The 17,321-nt window shown below is 66.8% G+C and carries 17 protein-coding genes; 8 read left to right on the forward strand and 9 right to left on the reverse strand.

Annotated elements, in window-relative coordinates; translation table 11 throughout:
• Positions 1-136 precede the first annotated feature (136 nt).
• From AC5RUF_RS13300 to uriH, 3 genes are read right to left on the reverse strand one after another with little or no spacing between them, the layout of a single operon-like run.
• Entirely contained in the window at positions 137-1,051 is a 915-nt protein-coding gene (locus tag AC5RUF_RS13300) for a ribokinase (RefSeq protein WP_494130886.1), read from the reverse strand.
• Between the two features lie 22 nt (positions 1,052-1,073).
• Complete coding sequence (gene uriT, locus AC5RUF_RS13305; RefSeq protein WP_494130887.1) at positions 1,074-2,501, reverse strand: uridine transporter UriT; 1,428 nt, start codon at positions 2,499-2,501, stop codon at positions 1,074-1,076.
• Complete coding sequence (gene uriH / locus AC5RUF_RS13310; RefSeq protein WP_493997597.1) at positions 2,498-3,445, reverse strand: uridine-preferring nucleoside hydrolase UriH; 948 nt, start codon at positions 3,443-3,445, stop codon at positions 2,498-2,500. Before uriH ends, uriT begins: the two co-directional genes overlap by 4 nt.
• A gap of 406 nt (positions 3,446-3,851) precedes the next feature.
• Here uriH and AC5RUF_RS13315 point away from each other — a divergent pair, with 406 nt between their 5' ends.
• Complete coding sequence (locus AC5RUF_RS13315; RefSeq protein ID WP_494130888.1) at positions 3,852-5,465, forward strand: AMP-binding protein; 1,614 nt, start codon at positions 3,852-3,854, stop codon at positions 5,463-5,465.
• A gap of 128 nt (positions 5,466-5,593) precedes the next feature.
• Here AC5RUF_RS13315 and AC5RUF_RS13320 read toward each other — a convergent pair whose 3' ends face one another.
• The 3 genes from AC5RUF_RS13320 to AC5RUF_RS13330 form a co-directional block, all read right to left on the reverse strand.
• Entirely contained in the window at positions 5,594-5,845 is a 252-nt protein-coding gene (locus AC5RUF_RS13320; protein ID WP_493999129.1) for a hypothetical protein, read from the reverse strand.
• 297 nt (positions 5,846-6,142) lie between these two features.
• A complete protein-coding gene (locus AC5RUF_RS13325) occupies positions 6,143-7,072 on the reverse strand; it encodes an NADP-dependent oxidoreductase (RefSeq protein WP_494130889.1) in 930 nt (309 codons plus the stop codon).
• 37 nt (positions 7,073-7,109) lie between these two features.
• The gene (locus AC5RUF_RS13330) at positions 7,110-8,273 is read right to left on the reverse strand and encodes an SDR family oxidoreductase (protein WP_494130890.1); all 1,164 of its coding nucleotides are present in this window, start codon (positions 8,271-8,273) and stop codon (positions 7,110-7,112) included.
• A 142-nt stretch (positions 8,274-8,415) separates the two neighbouring features.
• On the opposite strand from AC5RUF_RS13330, the gene AC5RUF_RS13335 reads away from it, so the two are divergent.
• Together AC5RUF_RS13335 and AC5RUF_RS13340 are read left to right on the forward strand one after the other, a co-directional pair.
• The gene (locus AC5RUF_RS13335) at positions 8,416-9,294 is read left to right on the forward strand and encodes a PhzF family phenazine biosynthesis protein (RefSeq protein ID WP_493997058.1); all 879 of its coding nucleotides are present in this window, start codon (positions 8,416-8,418) and stop codon (positions 9,292-9,294) included.
• 10 nt (positions 9,295-9,304) lie between these two features.
• Complete coding sequence (locus AC5RUF_RS13340; RefSeq protein ID WP_493997059.1) at positions 9,305-10,387, forward strand: PLP-dependent cysteine synthase family protein; 1,083 nt, start codon at positions 9,305-9,307, stop codon at positions 10,385-10,387.
• 13 nt (positions 10,388-10,400) lie between these two features.
• Here the strand turns inward: AC5RUF_RS13340 and AC5RUF_RS13345 are convergent, their stop codons facing one another.
• Positions 10,401-10,913: a GNAT family N-acetyltransferase gene (locus AC5RUF_RS13345; RefSeq protein WP_494130891.1), complete on the reverse strand. Its 513-nt coding sequence runs from the start codon at positions 10,911-10,913 to the stop codon at positions 10,401-10,403.
• Between the two features lie 125 nt (positions 10,914-11,038).
• On the opposite strand from AC5RUF_RS13345, the gene AC5RUF_RS13350 reads away from it, so the two are divergent.
• From AC5RUF_RS13350 to AC5RUF_RS13365, 4 genes are read left to right on the forward strand one after another with little or no spacing between them, the layout of a single operon-like run.
• Entirely contained in the window at positions 11,039-12,025 is a 987-nt protein-coding gene (locus tag AC5RUF_RS13350) for an ABC transporter substrate-binding protein (RefSeq protein WP_493997061.1), read from the forward strand.
• Positions 12,022-12,861, forward strand: a complete 840-nt coding sequence (locus tag AC5RUF_RS13355; protein ID WP_494130892.1) for an ABC transporter permease — start codon at positions 12,022-12,024, stop codon at positions 12,859-12,861. Before AC5RUF_RS13350 ends, AC5RUF_RS13355 begins: the two co-directional genes overlap by 4 nt.
• Positions 12,858-13,631 carry an ABC transporter permease gene (locus tag AC5RUF_RS13360; RefSeq protein ID WP_494130893.1) on the forward strand — a complete coding sequence of 258 codons (774 nt, stop codon included), beginning with the start codon at positions 12,858-12,860 and terminating at the stop codon, positions 13,629-13,631. Before AC5RUF_RS13355 ends, AC5RUF_RS13360 begins: the two co-directional genes overlap by 4 nt.
• Positions 13,621-14,487, forward strand: a complete 867-nt coding sequence (locus tag AC5RUF_RS13365) for an ABC transporter ATP-binding protein (protein ID WP_494130894.1) — start codon at positions 13,621-13,623, stop codon at positions 14,485-14,487. The genes AC5RUF_RS13360 and AC5RUF_RS13365 overlap by 11 nt, the downstream gene beginning before the upstream one ends.
• A gap of 75 nt (positions 14,488-14,562) precedes the next feature.
• Here the strand turns inward: AC5RUF_RS13365 and AC5RUF_RS13370 are convergent, their stop codons facing one another.
• Together AC5RUF_RS13370 and AC5RUF_RS13375 are read right to left on the reverse strand one after the other, a co-directional pair.
• Entirely contained in the window at positions 14,563-15,525 is a 963-nt protein-coding gene (locus AC5RUF_RS13370; protein WP_494130895.1) for a catechol 2,3-dioxygenase, read from the reverse strand.
• Between the two features lie 128 nt (positions 15,526-15,653).
• Positions 15,654-16,607, reverse strand: coding sequence for an NAD(P)-dependent oxidoreductase (locus AC5RUF_RS13375; RefSeq protein WP_494130896.1), 954 nt, complete (start codon positions 16,605-16,607; stop codon positions 15,654-15,656).
• On the opposite strand from AC5RUF_RS13375, the gene AC5RUF_RS13380 reads away from it, so the two are divergent.
• A complete protein-coding gene (locus AC5RUF_RS13380) occupies positions 16,582-17,241 on the forward strand; it encodes a GntR family transcriptional regulator (RefSeq protein WP_493998321.1) in 660 nt (219 codons plus the stop codon). The genes AC5RUF_RS13375 and AC5RUF_RS13380 overlap by 26 nt on opposite strands.
• Positions 17,242-17,321 lie beyond the last annotated feature (80 nt).

The following is a 17,321-nucleotide window of genomic DNA, read 5'->3' on the forward strand; positions in this document are numbered from 1 at the left end:
GAGCAAACGTCGCCGTGAAGGTGGGCGCCCCGCCCCGCTGCCGGGGGTGGGGCGGTCCTCTCCCCCCCCACCCAACCGGCGGGGCGGGCCCCGCCCCGGCCCCCGCCGGGCCCCCCCCCGGCCGGTGAAACGATCCTTAGCCTGCCAGCTCCAGCAGCGCCGAGTAGGAGGACTGGGCGCCCTCGCGGGTGGCGGCCAGCGCGCCGGCGCGGGCGGCAAAACGCGCCGCGTCCACCAGGGAGGCGCCCGCAGCCAGCCGTGCCGCGGTGGCGGCGGTGAACGCATCCCCGCAGCCGGTGGTGTCCACCGCGGTGACCCGGGTAGGGGCAATGGCTGTGATGCGCTCGCCCCCGTTCGCAGTGCCGTCCAGTACGACGGCGCCGGCACTGCCCAAGGTGATGATGGTCCGGCGCACGCCCAACGCGTCCAGGGCGGCGATGACCGCCTCCCAGTCCCCAGTCGGATCCGCCAGCCCGGTGACCAGCGCCGCTTCATGCGTGTTGAGCAGCAGCACGTCGGTCAGGGCCAGCAGTTCCGCCGGGACCTCCCGGTACGGGGAGAGGTTCAGCAGCACCTGCGCGCCGGCGTCGTGCCCGGCCCTGGCAGCGGCGGTGACCGCTTCCAGCGGAACCTCCAGGCTCAGCGTCAGGACGGCGGCGCCGTCGAACAGGTCCGCCGGCAGCTCGGCGCCGGTGACCGTGCCGTTGGCCCCGGGGGACACAATGATGGTGTTCTCACCGGCTGCGTCCACCACGATCATGGCCGTGCCGGTGGCCGTGCCGGTGCGGCGCAGCACACGCGAGGCGTCCACGCCCGCACCGGCGGCCGCCTTGAGCAGCAGGTCCCCGTGCCCGTCGGCGCCCACGGCACCGAAAAGCCGGACATCGGCGCCCAAAATGGCGGCAGCTGCAGCTTGGTTGGCGCTTTTGCCGCCGGGCACAATCACCAGTTCGGATCCGCCCAGGGTTTCCCCGGGGGAGGGGAAACGGTCGGTACGGACGGTCAGGTCAGCGTTGAGCGACCCTACTACTACAACTTTTCCGGCGGGCATGCGGAGAATCTCCTTGACGGGGTCAGCGGTCGGCCGGCTCGGCCGTGGCGACCTCGGCGTTGACGGGTTTGGGGATGAGGAAGGACGTGGCCAGGGCCAGCGCCAGGATCACCAGACCGGCAATGATACCGGCGTAGTAACCCGAGGTGCCGCCGCCGTCGGCCGGGGTGGCAGCGGTCTTCACCGCGTAGATCACGGCAAAGCTCAGGCCGGCGCCGAGGTTGAAGGCGCCGGCGTTGAGCCCGGGCAGGAAGCCGGGGTTCTCCTTGGGGGAGAGCACAATACCCAGGCCGTTGAGCATGATGTTGCCGATGCCGGCGTAGGTGATGCCGATCAGCACCGACACGCCCAGCACGCCCAGCTTGGAATCGCTGCCGACCACCAGCAGCATCAGGGACAGGGCAATGACCGAACCGATCATGCCGACCCGCAGCACCTTGCCGTAGCCCCAAGTGGCGGCAAGCCGGCCGGCAATCGGGCCCAGGACCAGCCCGGCGATGGCGTACGGGGTGAGGGTCCACCAAGCGGACTCCTCGGCGCCCATGCCGAAGCCGACGGCACCGTCCTGCGCCAGGGCGGGGATGATGCCGTTGATGACGGCAAAGACGCCGGTCATGGTCAGCAGTGTGGTGAGCAGCAGGGCCCAGGTGGAACGCTGCTTGAGCAGGTGGGTTGCCACCAGCGGCTGCTCGGTCCGGTTCTCCACCTTCCAGAAGACCACGAAGGCAATCACGGCAATAACGATCAGGCCGATGACCAGCGGCCAGTTTGCGGCCCCCAGTTTGCCCGCCTCGTTGAACGCGGTCAGCAGGGTGCCCACGGAAATGACCAGGGGAACCACGCCCACCCAGTCCATCTTTTCCTTCTTCTCGGCGGTGGATTCAGGGGCCAGGAAGAACAGCAGGGCCGCAGCAACGGCACCCACGACAGCCATGGCCCAGAAGACCGAGGCGAAGCCGTGGTTCTGTGCCAGGTATCCGCCGGCCACGGCGTCCACACCGGCAATGCCGCCGTTCACGGCCGTGATAACACCCATCAGCGTGCCGTACAGCTTCGCGTCGGTGATTTCCACGCGCAGCATGATCAGGGTCAGCGGGACCACCGGGCCGGAAACGCCCTGAATCAGGCGGGCGATAAAGAGGACCTCGATGCTCGGCGCCAGGGCGGCAACCACCGAACCGATGGTCAGGACCACGAGCATGCCGGCAAGAACTTTTTTGCGGCCGATGATGTCGCCCAGCCGCGGAAGGAACAGGGAGAACAGTGCAGCAGCGGTGAAGAACGCCGTCTGGCTCAGGCCCACGGCCGCCGAAGTGGTGTTCAGTTCCTCTTCGATGGTGACCAGGGCGGGGGAGAGCATTGAGGCATTGAGCTGGAAGGCCACGCAGGCCGCCAGCAGTGCCGTCATCAGTGCGCCGACGTTGACCCGGCGCCGGGTGGTTTCACTCACAGGTCTACCTCACCGATTCGTTCGAGTGCGTCAACAACAAGGCCCCAGAACTTTTCATGGTCCAGGTCCACAGCCACCGAGGTGGTGCAATCCGCGGGCGCCGGGGCGCGGAAGTCCGCCACGGTCATGCCCAGCGTCAGGGTGCCGGTGAGCTCGACGTCGAGCGGCACGCGGCGGGTGGTCATCACGGAGGGGTCAATCACGTAGGCCACTGCACAGGGATCGTGCACGGGTGGGAAGTCAAAGCCCTGGGCGTCCTTGTAAGCGTGTCCGAAGAACTCCAGGAGTTCACCGACGAACTTTGCCGGCTTGGTGCCGACGGCGGCGATACGGGCAGCGACCTCGTCCGTGGCCAGTGCCTGGTGGGTGAGGTCCAGGCCGACCATGGTCAGCGGCCACTTCTCGTTGAAGACAATGTGGGCGGCTTCGGGGTCGATCTTGATGTTGAATTCGGCCACGGCGGACCAGTTGCCCACGTGGTAGCCGCCGCCCATCAGGACAACTTCCTTCACCCGTTCGGCGATGCGCGGTTCCTTGCGCACGGCGAGGGCAATGTTGGTCAGTCCTGCAGTGGGGACAATGGTGACCGTTCCGGGTTCGTGGGACATCACGGTGTCGATGATCAGGTCCACGGCATGGCGGGGATCCAGTTCCAGCGTGGGCTCGGGCAGCTCGGGGCCGTCCATGCCGGAATCGCCGTGGATGTCGGGAGCGGTTTCGATGGTGCGCACCAGGGGCCGGTCACAGCCGGCGGCGAACGGAACGCCTGTGATATTTGCGACACGGGCAATCGCCAGCGCGTTGCGTGTCACCTTCTCCAGGGTCTGGTTTCCGACGACGGTTGTCACCGCCAGGAGCTCGATCTCCGGGCTGCCGTGTGCCAGCAGCAGGGCGACCGCATCATCATGGCCGGGATCGCAGTCCAGGATGATTTTGTGGGGCATTGCATCTCCGCTTCGTTGAGGTTTCAGCGCCGGGGCCGAAATCCCGGCGTTGCAGTGCCCCGCTCCGGCACCCCGGCGGCACGCAACGCTGCGGTCGGTGGGAGGCGGAGGAGTGTCGTGCTGCTGCCCGGCCGGCTCAAGACGAGGGGGACCCGGGCAGCGCCGAACCCCCTAGTGGGGCGGGCACTGCATTTAACGATATCGGCGGGAGGGGGCGGCAAGTCCACGGGCATCCGCGGCGACTGCGCCGACGCGACCGCCGATTTGCCCGCTGCGGAGGAGGTGCCTATCCTTGCCCCGCCGTCCCGGGGCCCGCCGCGGAATGCGTCACCGGACGACATGCCGATGTGATCCACGCCTCATCCTCCGTGTAGCGTGGAAGGCCGTTACACCTCAAAGGAGAGACATGACCGGTCTGGATACCGCTTTGACCCCGCTTCGTTTCCTGGAACGAGCTGCTGCCGTCCATCCGGAGAAGACCGCGGTGATCGATGGCGAACGGCAGTTGACGTACCGGCAGTTCGCGTCCGCGGTCACCCGCACGGCGCACGCGCTGCGCGCCTCCGGCCTGGCCGAGGGGGCCCGCGCGGCCTTCCTGGGCACCAACTCAGCTGAACTGCTCATTGCGGATTACGCGGTTCCGCTGGCCGGCGGTGTGCTGGTACCCCTGAACACCAGGCTCTCCCCGCCGGAGGTCGCCTACATCTGCAACCACTCCGGGGCCACACTCCTGTTCGGTGACCCGGACCTGCTGCGCAACCTTGGCAGCCCTGACCTGGAGACGGTCACGGAAGTGGTGTCCGTGCCGCTGCAGGACGGGAGCGAGGACACGGTGGAGGGCGCGACGTCGTACGCCGCCTTCCTGTCCCGCGGCACCGACACCCCGCTGCCGTGGACCGTGGCGGATGAGGACACCGTGATCAGCCTGAATTACACCTCGGGCACCACCGGCCGGCCCAAGGGCGTGATGTACACGCACCGGGGCGCCTACCTGAACTCGCTCGGCGAGGTGCACCACCAGGGGTTCGGTGCGGACACCGTCTATCTGTGGACGCTGCCCATGTTCCACTGCAACGGCTGGTGCACCACATGGGCGCTGACCGCAGCATCCGGAACCCACGTGTGCCTGCGTGCCGTCCGGGGGCCCGAAATCTGGCGGCTGATTGATACGCATGGAATCGACCACTTGGCCGGGGCGCCGACCGTCCTTTCCGCCATCGCCACCGCGGAGGAGGCGCATGAACTGGAGCATCCGCTGACCATCGTCACCGCCGGCGCCCCGCCCAGCCCCACGGTGATCAACAAGATCCACCGGCTGCAGGCCACCGTGGTGCATGTGTACGGGCTGACCGAGTCCTACGGGCCCTATGCGGTCTGCGAGCCGCAGGCTGCGTGGGCGGACCTGGATGCCGATGCCCTGGCCCGGAACATGGCCCGCCAGGGCGTGGGGATGTTGACCGCCGAGCGGCTGCGGGTGGTCCGGGACGTACCCGGCGCAGACGGTGAACTGGCCGATGTCGCGTCCGACGGCGTGGAGATGGGCGAGATCGTGATGCGCGGCAACTGCGTGATGCGCGGTTACTACCGGGATGAAGCGGGCACCGCCGACGCCTTCCGCGGCGGCTGGTTCCACACCGGGGACCTCGGGGTGATGCATCCGGACGGGTACGTGCAGCTGCTGGACCGGTCCAAGGACGTGGTGGTCTCCGGCGGGGAGAACATTTCCACCATTGAAGTGGAACAGGCACTGGCCAGCCATCCGGCCGTGGCCGACGTCGCCGTCATCGGCGTTCCGGACGAGCGCTGGGGCGAGCGGCCCAAGGCCTTTGTGGTGCTGGTCCCGGGCCTTGAAGCCACCGGGGAGGACCTGCTGGCGCACGTAAAGTCGCAGATTGCCTCCTACAAAGCGCCCCGCAGCGTCGAATTCATTCTCGAGCTGCCCAAGACCTCCACCGGAAAGATCCGCAAGAACGAGCTGCGCTCGCAGGAATGGGAAGGGCTGGAAGCGCGGATTAACTGACTGGGTCCTGCCGCCGGAACTGCTCGGCCGCCGGAAGGAATTTGGCCGGGCAGCCTGCGTTGCGGGGCGGACCGGCCGGCCGCGGTGATGCGGCCGGCCGGTCCTTTCCCGTGGGGGCAGGCGATCCGTTACCAGCGGACCTTGCGCTCGCGCGGGCCCTGCCGGGAGGTGTTGGCCCGGGTGGGCTTGTGGTCCTTGCCCAGGCTCTGCCAGCCCGGCAGCCCCGCTTCAGCGGCGGAGGCTGCGCGGGACTGCCCGGCCTCGTTCAGCTTCGCTTCGGCGGCAGGTGCCAGGTTGATCTGGGACACGGGCAGTACCCCGGTCAGGTCCGGTTGCTGTCCGGCGGGGGATGCGGTGGGTTTTTTCTTCGGTGCACGCATGGTTTTGCTCCTATGGCTGGCGCCGTCGACGCCGGCACAGGCCCTTCCGAGGGCATGCCAGGAATACAGGGGGAAACGGAAATGCAGACGGAAGGACTTGGAGGCCTGGCCTCAACAAGCTGTGGATGGTTGTCTGCGAAGTATCGAGAGGGCACAGCGGCGCGCTACTCGAAAATCAGGATCTCCATGCCCGGAACCCTAGCACCGGTCCGGAGCAACGGATAGCCCCCTGGCCTGCCTGCTCTAACCAAACGACGGCGGCACCCGGGAGGGGCCGCCGTCGTGAGGGTGTACCCGTTAGAAGGTGAGCACGATTCTGCCGCGCAGGCCGCCGGCTTCCAGCCGCCGATGCGCTTCCGGGGCCCGTTCGGGCGGCAGTACATCGGCGATCCGCGGGCTCAGCAGGTCCGCTTCTGCCAGGGCGCGCAGCCGGTCCAGCTTCTTCCCGGAGTGGTATTCCTCCCGCACCCAGATGGGGTGGACCTGCACGCCGCGGCCCGGGTCCCCGTTCCATCCGCGGAAGGCGGCGAACCCGCCGCCGTCGCGCACCGCCCAGGCCGCCCGGCCGTCCAGCACGGCGGCATCGGCGAGGGCGTCGACTCCCTGGGGGAAGAGTTCCCGGATCCGGTCCGCCACGTCCTCCCCGCGCTCCACCACATAGTCCGCGCCGAGGGCCGAGACGAGTTCGGCGTCTTTGTCCGCAGCGTCGGCCACCACGGTCAGCCCCGCCTCCTTGGCCAGCTGGATCAGGTAGTTGCCCAGCATGCCCGCGGCACCGGTGACGGCCAGGACCTGCCCGTCCGTCAGCGCCAGCTTCTCCAGGGTCTGCGCAGCCGTAAGCCCGTTCATGGGCAGGGTGGAGGCCGCCTCCAGGCCGATGCCGCCGGGAATGCAGGCGATGGAATCCGCCGGGGCTACCAGGTATTCGGTGTAGGCGCCGCGGTGGCTGTCCCGGGGCAGGGCCAGGGCCATGACTTCGTCGCCGATTTGCCAGGCGGCGCCGTCGCCCACCTCGTCGATGATGCCCGCGGCGTCCATCCCCGGAATGTAGGGCGGTTCCTGTCCGCCCATGTCCTGGGCTCCGGAGCGCAGCATGGTGTCCGTGGGACTCACCGCGGCCGCACGGACCCGGATGCGGACCTCGCCCGGCCCGGCATGCGGTTCGGGTACCTCAAGGATTTCCAAGGCATCGGGGCCGCCGAAGGTGCGGACGCCAACAATCTTCATGGGGAACTCCTCTGGTAGTGCTGGGGCCGTGGGCGGGTCAGGCTGCCGGTCCGGGGATGATTTTTTCCGCCGCCAGGCGGGTGAAGAGTTCCAGGAAGCGGTCCTCCGAATCGAGGCAGTCGCCGAAACCGGCCTGACGCGCCTTGACGGTGGAGGAGACATTGTCGAACTCCGAGCGGAAGATAAAGTCCGCGAATTCCCAGCGCACCAGATCCTCATATGGAATGGGCTGCAGCCCGTGCCGTTTGGTCATCTCTTCCCACAGGCGGGCGTACTGCGGCATGGCGTCGGTCAGCGGCACCGGCTGCGGTTCGGCGTACTCCATGCCGAAGTGTTTGGCGAAGGCCGGCCAGAGCTGGCGCCAGCGGAAGAAGTCACCGTTGGTGATGTTGAAGATTTCCCCGGCTGCGGCCGGAGCGGAGCCGGACCAGACTGCGGCCCGGGCCAGGAGTTCGGCGTCGGTCACCTGATAGAGCGCGTCATAGGCGGCCACCGTGCCGGGAAAACGCAGCGGCTGCCCCAGCTCCCTGCTCACGGCGGCATACACGGCAATAGCCATCAGCAGGTTCATCGGGTTGCCGGTGGCATAACCGATCACACCTTCGGGGCGCAGCACGGTGAGATCAAAGCCGCGTTCGGCGGCCACCTCCCGCAGCAGGTCTTCCTGGTCGTAATAGAAATTGGGTTGGATCAGCCGTGGATCGCGTTCCTTGGCCGGGGCGTTGAAATACCCCAGATGCGCACCGTAGGCCTTACCGCCCTGGTACAGCGTCACGTGCCGCAGCGGCGCACCCGCTGCGTGCAGCGCATCCAAGGTGTTGCGCAGCAGCGCCGTGTTGACCGTGGACAGTTCCGCCGACGTCGGACGCTCGATGTAGGCACCGAACACCAAGTGGGTAGTGTCCGCCGCCGGTGCCAGGCCCTGCCGGGCGGCCGCGGCGTCGAGCAGGTCGACGGACAGATGCTCCCAAGCGGCGTCGGACACGGGGCGGCGGCTGGCCCCGCGGACCTTCCAACCGCGGCGGGCGTACTCATCCGCAGCGTGCCGGCCAATGACGCCACCGGCGCCGGCCACGAGCGCGACACCCTCACCCGCGGGGCCCGGCACGGCGTCCAGTGCCTGGTCCTGTTCGATGATGCCCGGCCGGGGATCGGCTCCCGCGTGGGATTCGGCGTTCTCCGGGACGGTTTCCTGGCTCATCGATCCTCCTGATGCTGGCTGCAACGTGCAACGGTTATCTCCGACCTTAGCGATGATCAGGGTGCTTATGAAAATGGACCGGGCGGCTCACGGGCCTTCCTGCCTACCTTCGGAGCGGCAGGCCCTCTGGCAGAATGACCGCATGAATCCCGCACCGGACATCCTGCGCCTGACCGCGTTCGCTTCCACTCCGGACGGCGGCAACCCCGCCGGGCTGGTGCTCGATGCCTCCGCATTGACGGATGAGCAGATGCAGGACATCGCGGCGGAGGTCGGATACGCCGAGAGTGCGTTTGTGGTCCGGCCCGGCACCCCGGAGGAACCCGGGCGCATCGGCATCCGGTATTTCTCACCCACCGCCGAGGTCCCGTTCTGCGGCCACGCCACGGTAGCCACCGCCGTGGCGCTCGCCAACCGCGGGATTTCCCGCGACTTCGTCTTCGAAACACCGGCCGGCGAGGTGCGGATTACGACGTCGGACTCCGCCGCCGGGACCACGGCCACCTTCACCAGTGTGGCACCGCAGGTGACGCCGATTGCCCCGGAGGTCCTGGCCCGGCTGCTGAACCTGCTGGGGCTGGAAGAGCCGGACCTGCATCCGGACTATCCGGTCCGGCTGTCCTTTGCCGGCAACCTCCACCCGGTCCTGGTGCTGGCCCGCCAAACGGTCTTTGACGGCTTCGGGTTTGACCCGGCTGCCATGCGGGAACTGATGGACGAGCAGGGCTGGAAGGGGACGGTGACCGTGCTGTCGGTCCGGTCAGCCACGGAGTTCGAGGCCCGCAACCTCTTTCCAGTGGGGATCATCACCGAGGACCCGGCCACCGGTTCGGCCGCCGCAGCGGTGGGCGCCTACCTGCGGGAGCTGCAGCTGGTGCAGGTGCCCGGTCAGGTGCTCATCCACCAGGGCAGACATGTCGGCCGGCCGAGCCTGCTGACCGTGGATGTGCCGGCCGAAGGCGGGATCCGCGTGTCCGGTACGGCCGCCGTCATCGCCGAACCGCAGCAGTCCGCCACGTAGGCTGGGTCGGGTGACTACCCCAACCTACCGGGACCGCACCTGGGCTGAAGGCGCCATCCGCCGGATAGAAGCCGAGGCGGCCCGCTCCGCTGACACCCACCTGTTCCAGATCCCCGTGCCGGACGGCTGGTCCGTCCAGGTGTACCTCAAGGACGAGTCCACCCACCGCACCGGCAGCCTCAAACACCGGCTGGCACGCTCCCTGTTCCTCTTCGGGCTGGTCAACGGCTGGATCCGGGAAGGCACCACCATAGTGGAAGCCTCCAGCGGGTCCACCGCCGTCTCGGAAGCCTACTTCGCCCAGCTGCTGGGCCTGCCCTTTGTTGCCGTGATGACCCGCACCACGAGTGCGGAGAAGATCGCCCTGATTGAGCAGTACGGCGGCAGCTGCCATTTCGTGGAGGACCCGTCCGAGGTCTACGCCGCGGCCGAAGCGGTGGCGGAACGCACCGGGGGCCACTACATGGACCAGTTCACCTACGCGGAGCGGGCCACGGACTGGCGCGGCAACAACAACATTGCCGAATCGATCTTTTCCCAGATGGCCTTGGAAGAGCACCCGCTGCCTGAGTGGATAGTGGTGGGCGCCGGCACCGGCGGCACCAGCGCAACCCTGGGCCGGTACATCCGCTACCACCGCCACCCGACCCGGCTGGCGGTGGTCGACCCCGAGCGCTCGGCCTTCTTCCCCGCCTGGCAGCACCCCGGTGTCCCCGCCGTCGGCGGCCCGTCCCGAATCGAAGGCATCGGCCGGCCCCGCCCGGAGCCGAGTTTCATCCCGGAAGTCATCGACCATATGGTCCAGGTGCCCGATGCGGCGTCCGTGGCAGCCGCCCGGCATCTGCACAGCATTGCAGGTCTGCACGCCGGTCCCTCGACAGGCACCAATCTCTGGGGTGTGTGGCAGCTCGGAGCCGCCATGGAAGCGCAGGGCCGGGCCGGCAGCATTGTTTCCCTGATGTGCGATTCCGGGGATCGCTATGCCACGTCCTACGGCGACGACGCCTGGCTGGCCGGCCGTGGGCTGGACCCGGCACCGGCCACGGCAACCCTGGAGGAACTGTTCCGGACCGGCAGGTGGCCCGGCGCCTAAACGCGGTCTGCGGTTACCCACTGGTTGAATGCGAAGCCGGGGTCAAACGGCGCTTGAACCCGATATGCGATGGCTCGAAACCGAGCCGCCGGTAAAACCGGTGCGCAGCTTCCCGGCGGCCGTTGGATGTCAGCTGGACCATTCCCGCACCGTTTGCCCGGCCCTGGTCAACCGCCCACTCCATCATCGCGGCCCCGAGACCGTGCGAGCGCAGACCGGCCCGCACGTGCACTGCTTCCACCTGCAGCCGGGTGGCGGCTCCGGCCGCCAGGCAGGGGATCAGGGTCAGCTGCAGCGTTCCAACTATGTCCCCCGGGTTCTCGACGACGGCAAGGAAATGGGCGGGGTCTGCATCTATCGCCTCGAAGGCACGAAGATACGGTTCCAACGCCTCAGCCGGCTCCGAAGGGCGGGACGCGTCCAACTCGTCTGACTGCAGAAGCGACCGGATCGGGCCGACGTCGTCACGCGTGGCCCGGCGGACGCGGAAGGAACCGTCGAGCAGTGTGGCTGGCCGGATTTCCATGCGTGCAGTCTGCCACACCTCCCGTCAGGGTCAACGCAATAACATTCACCAAAATTGTTGACAATCATGTCTACCAAAAATACCGTGTGTGTGACCTAGCTAACTTTTTGCACAGAAACCGGGGAATGACAATGAAGCCAATTCTTAGGGTGCTGGCCGCCTTTGCCGCAGTGCTGGCCCTCGCCGCCTGCGGTTCAGGATCTCCCAGCGGCGGCTCCGAGGATACCGGCGCCGCCGGGGGAGGGGAGCTGACCAAAGTGACCGTCGGCGTCATACCCATCGTTGATGTCGCGCCCATCTACCTGGGCGTCCAGGAGGGCTTCTTCGAAGAGGAAGGCCTGGAGCTGGAACTGCAGCCCGCCCAAGGCGGCGCGGCCATTGTCCCTGCCGTGATGAGCGGCAGCATGGATTTCGGTTTCAGCAATATTTCATCCATGCTCGTGGCCAAGTCCAAGGGCTTGGATGTGCAGATGGTTGCCGCGGGCGCTGCGTCCACCGGTGAAGACGGCGCCGATTTCGGCGGGATCCTGGTCAACCCGGACTCGGGCATCACCACCGCGATGGATCTGGAAGGTAGGAAGGTGGCCGTCAATACCCTGAACAACATCAACGACACCACCGTCCGGGCGGCAGTACGCAAGGCCGGCGGCGATCCGTCCGGCATCGAATTTGTGGAACTGGCGTTCCCTGATATGCAGGCCGCCCTCGAACGCGGCCAGGTGGACGCCATCCAGGTGGTGGAGCCCTTCCTGACCGGCGGGCAGAATGCGGGATCCACTCTGATCGCCTCCAATTATGCGGACACCGCCGATGACCTGACCATTGGTGCCTACTTCACGACGTCGGGCATGGCAGACGACGATCCCGAGCTGGTGGAGAAGTTCACGGCTGCCATGAACAAGTCGATGGAATACGCCCAGGAGAACCCCGACGCCGTGCGGGACGTGCTGCTGACCTACACGAAAATCGACGCCGAAACCGCGAAAGCGCTGACGCTGCCCAGTTTCGCCACCGAGATCAACCGTGACGGCGTGGAGACACTGGCTGACTTGTCACTCAGCGACGGGCTGATCAGCGGTGACCCGAAGCTGGACGAGCTGCTGCCGCAATGAGCGCAGAAGTGCTGAAGTCCGGACGGGCCGCGCCAACCCGCGCGGCCCGTCCGGGTGCCCGCCGTCCTGTGCCCAAACCGGTGCTGGGCCTGGCCGGTGTTCTGGCCTTCCTGCTGATCTGGGAGCTGGTTCCCGCGGTGGGATTGGTGGAACGGCGATTCCTGCCACCGGCGTCCGAGGTCATTATGGCGCTGGTCCGCGATTTCGGCCTGACGGCGTTTTGGGTGGCCGTGGGCCATACCCTGCTCGCCTGGGCGGTCGGACTCGCGGTTGCAGTGCTGGCCGCAGGGGTACTGGGCCTGGTGATCGGCATGAGTGCCTTCCTGCGCCGCTTTACCAACTCCACCATCGAGTTCCTGCGCCCGGTACCCTCCGTCGCCCTGATTCCGCTGGCCGTGCTGTTGTTTGGGGTAAAGATCGAGTCCTCGCTGATGCTGATCATCTATGCCTGTTTTTGGCAGGTGCTGATCCAGGTGCTGTACGGCGTGGCCGATGTGGACAACGTGGCCACTCAGACGGCTCAGTCCTACGGATTCTCCCGGATGCAGCGAATCCGGCACGTGGTTTTCCCCACTGTCCTGCCCTACCTCATGACCGGTATCCGGCTCGCCGCCTCGGTGGCCCTGATCCTGGCGATCACTGCAGAACTGATCATCGGGTCACCCGGACTCGGCAGGGAGATTGCCGACGCGCAGTCCGGCGGCGCGATCTCCGGCATGTACTCGCTGGTCCTGGCCACCGGCCTGCTGGGCGTGGCCATCAACGTGGTAATGCGCCAGGCTGAAAAGCGGCTCCTGGCGTGGCACCCCTCCGTCCGCGGGGAGGTGGTGCTGTGAAGGCGTTCAAGAGCTTGGGCTTCATCATTGCCCTGCCCCTGCTGCTGGTGCTGCTCTGGTGGGGCTATACCCGGGGCGAACCCAATTTCTTCGTCCCTGCACCCGAAGCGCTGGTGGAGGTATTCCGTCCCACTTGGTTTGAGGGCCGCTTCACGGCCGACGTATTGCCCTCGATCGGCCGTTTGCTGGCCGGCTTGGCGCTCGCCATTCTCCTGGGCGTCGCCGTCGGGCTGTTGGTGGGACTGAACCGCACGCTGCGCGCGGCCACCGAGCCGGTCTTCGAGTTTTTCCGGGCCCTGCCGCCCCCGGTGCTGGTGCCGGTGCTGATCCTGCTGGTGGGGCTCAACGACGGAATGAAAGTGGCAGTTATTGTGGTGGGCTGTATCTGGCCGGTCCTGCTGAACACCATTGAAGGGGTGCGCTCCATTGACCCGGTGCAGAACGAGACCACCCGCTCCTACGGCATTTCCGGTATGAACCGGATCCGTTACCAGGTCCTGCCTTCGGCGGCGCCCACCATCATGGCCGGCGTCCGGCAGTCACTTTCCATCGGCCTGATCCTGATGGTGATTTCGGAAATGTTCGGTTCATCCTCGGGGCTGGGCTTCACCATCCTGCAGTTCCAGCGCTCCTTCGCCATCCCGGAAATGTGGTCCGGGATGCTGGTGCTCGGCCTGATCGGCCTGGCCCTTTCCCTGATCTTCCAATGGTGCGAACGGCGCATCCTGCGCTGGTACCACGGCCTGAAAGAGGTAGAAAATGCAGCCTGAGACAATACCCGATTCCCCGGGAGGTGCGGCTCCGACGGGCAGGGTCCTGCCGGAAGGGGAAGCGCTGCTTTCGGTCCGCGGGCTGAAAAAGGTCTACTCGACGGACGGCGGGCCGGTTGAAGCGGTCCGCAACCTCACCTTCGACCTCGGCCACGGCGAGTTGGCCTGCCTGGTGGGCCCGTCAGGATCCGGCAAGACCACGCTGCTTAAATGCATCGCCGGGCTGCTGGGGGCCACCGCCGGCGAGGTGCTGCTGGACGGCAAAAAAGTGACCGGGCCGCCGAAAAAGATGGCCGTGGTGTTCCAGGAGTACGGGCGCTCCCTCTTCCCGTGGCTGCGGGTGGAAGACAACGTGGAACTTCCCCTGAAAAACGCCGGGGTGCCCAAGGCCCAGCGGCGGCAGCGGGTAGCCGAAGCGCTGGAAGCGGTGGGGTTGGCTCACGTGCCCAAGTCCTATCCGTGGCAGCTGTCCGGCGGCATGCAGCAGCGTGTGGCCATCGCCCGCGCCGTCGCCTACCAGCCCGAGGTGCTGCTGATGGATGAGCCGTTCGCCGCAGTCGATGCCCAGACGCGTGCGGATCTGGAGGACCTTACCCGGCGGCTGTGGAAGGACCTGGGCATGACAATTCTTTTTGTCACCCATGACATTGACGAGTCCGTATATCTGGGTGAACGCGTGATCATCCTGTCCTCCTCGCCCACCGTGGTCCAGGAGGATCTGAGGATTGACCTGCCGGAAGACCGGGACCAACTCGAAACCCGCGGCCTGCCGCGATTCACCGAGCTGCGCCACCACGTCTATGAGCAGATCCAGCTGGCGAAGAAGGGGCACCGGCCGGACGCGGCACTGGCCTGATCCTGTCTCGGCACACAAAGGCGGCGCCTCCTGCAAGGGAGGCCCCGCCGTCTTTGTGAGCGGGTGCCGAAAGGGTCAGCCGGCGGTCAGCCCGACCGGGGGAGTGCCGTGGGTGTGGAAGGTGTCGATGGTCTTCATACCCCAGGCCTGGCCCTTGGCACGCTCGGCCTCGCTCCATTCGATGGTCTTCCAATCCGGCGCCAGGATCAGCCGGGCACCGGCGTTGCAAAACTCGATCCGGTTGCCGCCGGGTTCGTAAACGTAGAGGAAAAACGTCTGCTGGATGGCGTGCTTGTGCGGCCCGGTCTCGATGTGGATCCCGTTCTCCAGGAAGATGTCCGCAGCTTTGAGGATGTCCTCCCGGGTGTCCGTGGCAAAAGCAATGTGGTGCAGCCGTCCGCTGCTGCCGGTCCAGTCACCGCTGTACACCAGGTCATAGGACTTGTTGGAGAAGGTGAACCACTGTCCGGAGAGGGCGCCGTTGTCCAGCCGGATCTGTTCGGTGGGCTTGCCGCCCAGGACCTCCTCCACAAACCGGCCGTTCTCCGCCACGTCCGCGCCGAGGAAGTTCACGTGGTCCAACCTGCGGGCGTTAACGCCGCGGCCCGGGAACCGGTCGGCCTGGTTTTTCAGCGCCGGTCGGGACTCGTCGGTGGGCTCATGCCACTCACTGTCGAAGTAGATGTCCATCGGGTGTCCGTCCGGATCCGCAAAGGCGTACGTCTTGCCCATGCCCGGGCCGCCGTCGTGCCAGCCGATGCCGCGCCCGGCGGCCTCGATGGCTGCCACCCGGCGCTGCAGCGCCTCCTCGCTGGCGGCCCGCAGCCCCAGCCGCCCGACGCCGGAGGTCTCGTGGGCGGTCAGCTTGATGGTGTGGTGCTCGTAGTCATCCCACGCGTGCAGGTAGGCGGAGTCGCCTTCACGCGCGACCTCGCGCATCGCGAGCAACTCAGTGAAGAACCACAGGCTCTTGTCGAAGTCAGGGGTGAAGAGCTCAACGAAACCCAGATGGGCCACGTCGCGGAAAGCATTAGCCATAACGGTGTCCTTTGCGTCTGCACAAAACCAGGCTTCTTTGAGCGGCGCAGTGCGGAGGCCCCGCCCGAAGCAGTGCTGAGAGTCAACCAGCGGCCCCGATTATTGTCAACAATTTCGCAGACAATACCTCAGGTTCGGGAATCAGGTACCAGTGACGACAGCCAGCGCAGTGTCCCGTCCGTCATCCAGGCCGGGCTTTCGAGGCGGCGGAGGTAGGCGAGGGAATCCTCCACCTCATGCGTGCGGCGCACCGCGTGGGCATGCGAGCCCTGGAGCAGGCGCTGCACGAGTTTGGACCCCTGCGGACCCAGTTCGGCAGCGATTTCCGCCAGTATCCACTGCTCCGAGCCGGCGGCCCGTCCGGCGGCCTGGCATTCCAGGACCAGCCCGGCCAGCCCTTTCATAAAGACGCTGCGCAGCAGCTTCCTGCCGGCTGCCGCGCCGGGCGGCCCCGGGACCACGTCCACCGGTACGCCGAGGGGCTCCAGCAGGGCGGCGAAGCTCTCTGCCTCCGCTCCGCTGGCCGCCAGCGGGGTCCGGCTGCCGGCGCGGGGGACCGGTGCCATAACGGCCACGTCTACCATGGCCACGCCGTGCCGAGCAGCGATGGCAGCAAGTTCTGCTTTGCCTTCCGGGGCGGAGGTGTTGAAGTCCGCAAACAGTGCTTCTGCGGGAAGCAGGGGAAGGGCTTCTTCGGCGATGCTCTTCGATGCTGCGGAGCCGACCAAGCTGATAATCACATCAGCGCCGCGCAGGGCTTCAGGAAGGGTGTCCACCTGATGTATCCCGCTGCTGCGCACATCGGTAAAGGGGTCGTAGCCGCGCACATGGGCGCCGGCCGCTGTCAGCCCCATAGCGTAGAGGCGTCCGGCCTCACCCAGTCCCAGGACCGTTACTGCTGTCATATTGGTTGTCCTCCCATACTTATCCGCTCGATTATTCACACGATTGTCAACAATTCCAAGCGGGACCGCCCTGCGAAGCGGCCGTGGTGGTAACTTTGCGTGATACGGAAAATGACGGGCAGGGCGGTGGCACTGCCGGGGGAGCTCGAAGATGACAGCAGATGCAGCAGTGGCCACAAGCAACGCTGCGCAGGTTGCCGACGCGATCCGTGCGGCGATTCTCGACGGCGAACTGGTGCCGTCCCAGCGGTTGGTGGAGGCGGATCTGTGCGCCCGGTTCCGCGCCAGCCGCAGCGCGGTGCGATCGGCACTGGCGGAACTCGCCGTCGAAGGCGTCGTGGAGCGCGTGCAGAACCGCGGCGCCCGGGTGCGGTCCGTGCCGGTGGAGGAAGCTGTGGAGATCATCGAGGTCCGCGGGGTCCTGGAGGCGCTGTGTGCGCGCAAGGCAGCCGAGCGGATCGATGCCGGCGAGGTGGCCGAGTTGAAGCAGATGGCCGATGATATGACCGCCGCAGTCAAGGCAGGTGAGCTGATGCGCTACTCCGAGGTCAATTCCAAGCTGCACCGCCGCATTGTGGAAATCAGCGGACAGGGGACAGCCGGTGCCACGATTGAACGGTTGAGGGCGCAGAATGTGCGGCACCAGTTCCGCCTGGCTGTTCAGCCCGGGCGTGCCGGAGTGTCGCTGCCTGAGCATGTGGAGATCATCGAAGCTATCTGCACCGGGCGGGGCGACAAGGCTGCCCAAGTGATGGAAGCCCATATGGCCAGCATTGCCGATGCTATCCGCCGGGCCGCATCGGGGAGTTGAGTCGGCCGCGATGACTTTGTCGCCTTTATTGTCAACAATATAGTCAACGAGGTACATTCTTGTGGTGCACGCCACAGGAA

The sequence above is a fragment of the Arthrobacter sp. Y3224198 genome (genome assembly GCF_059090025.1).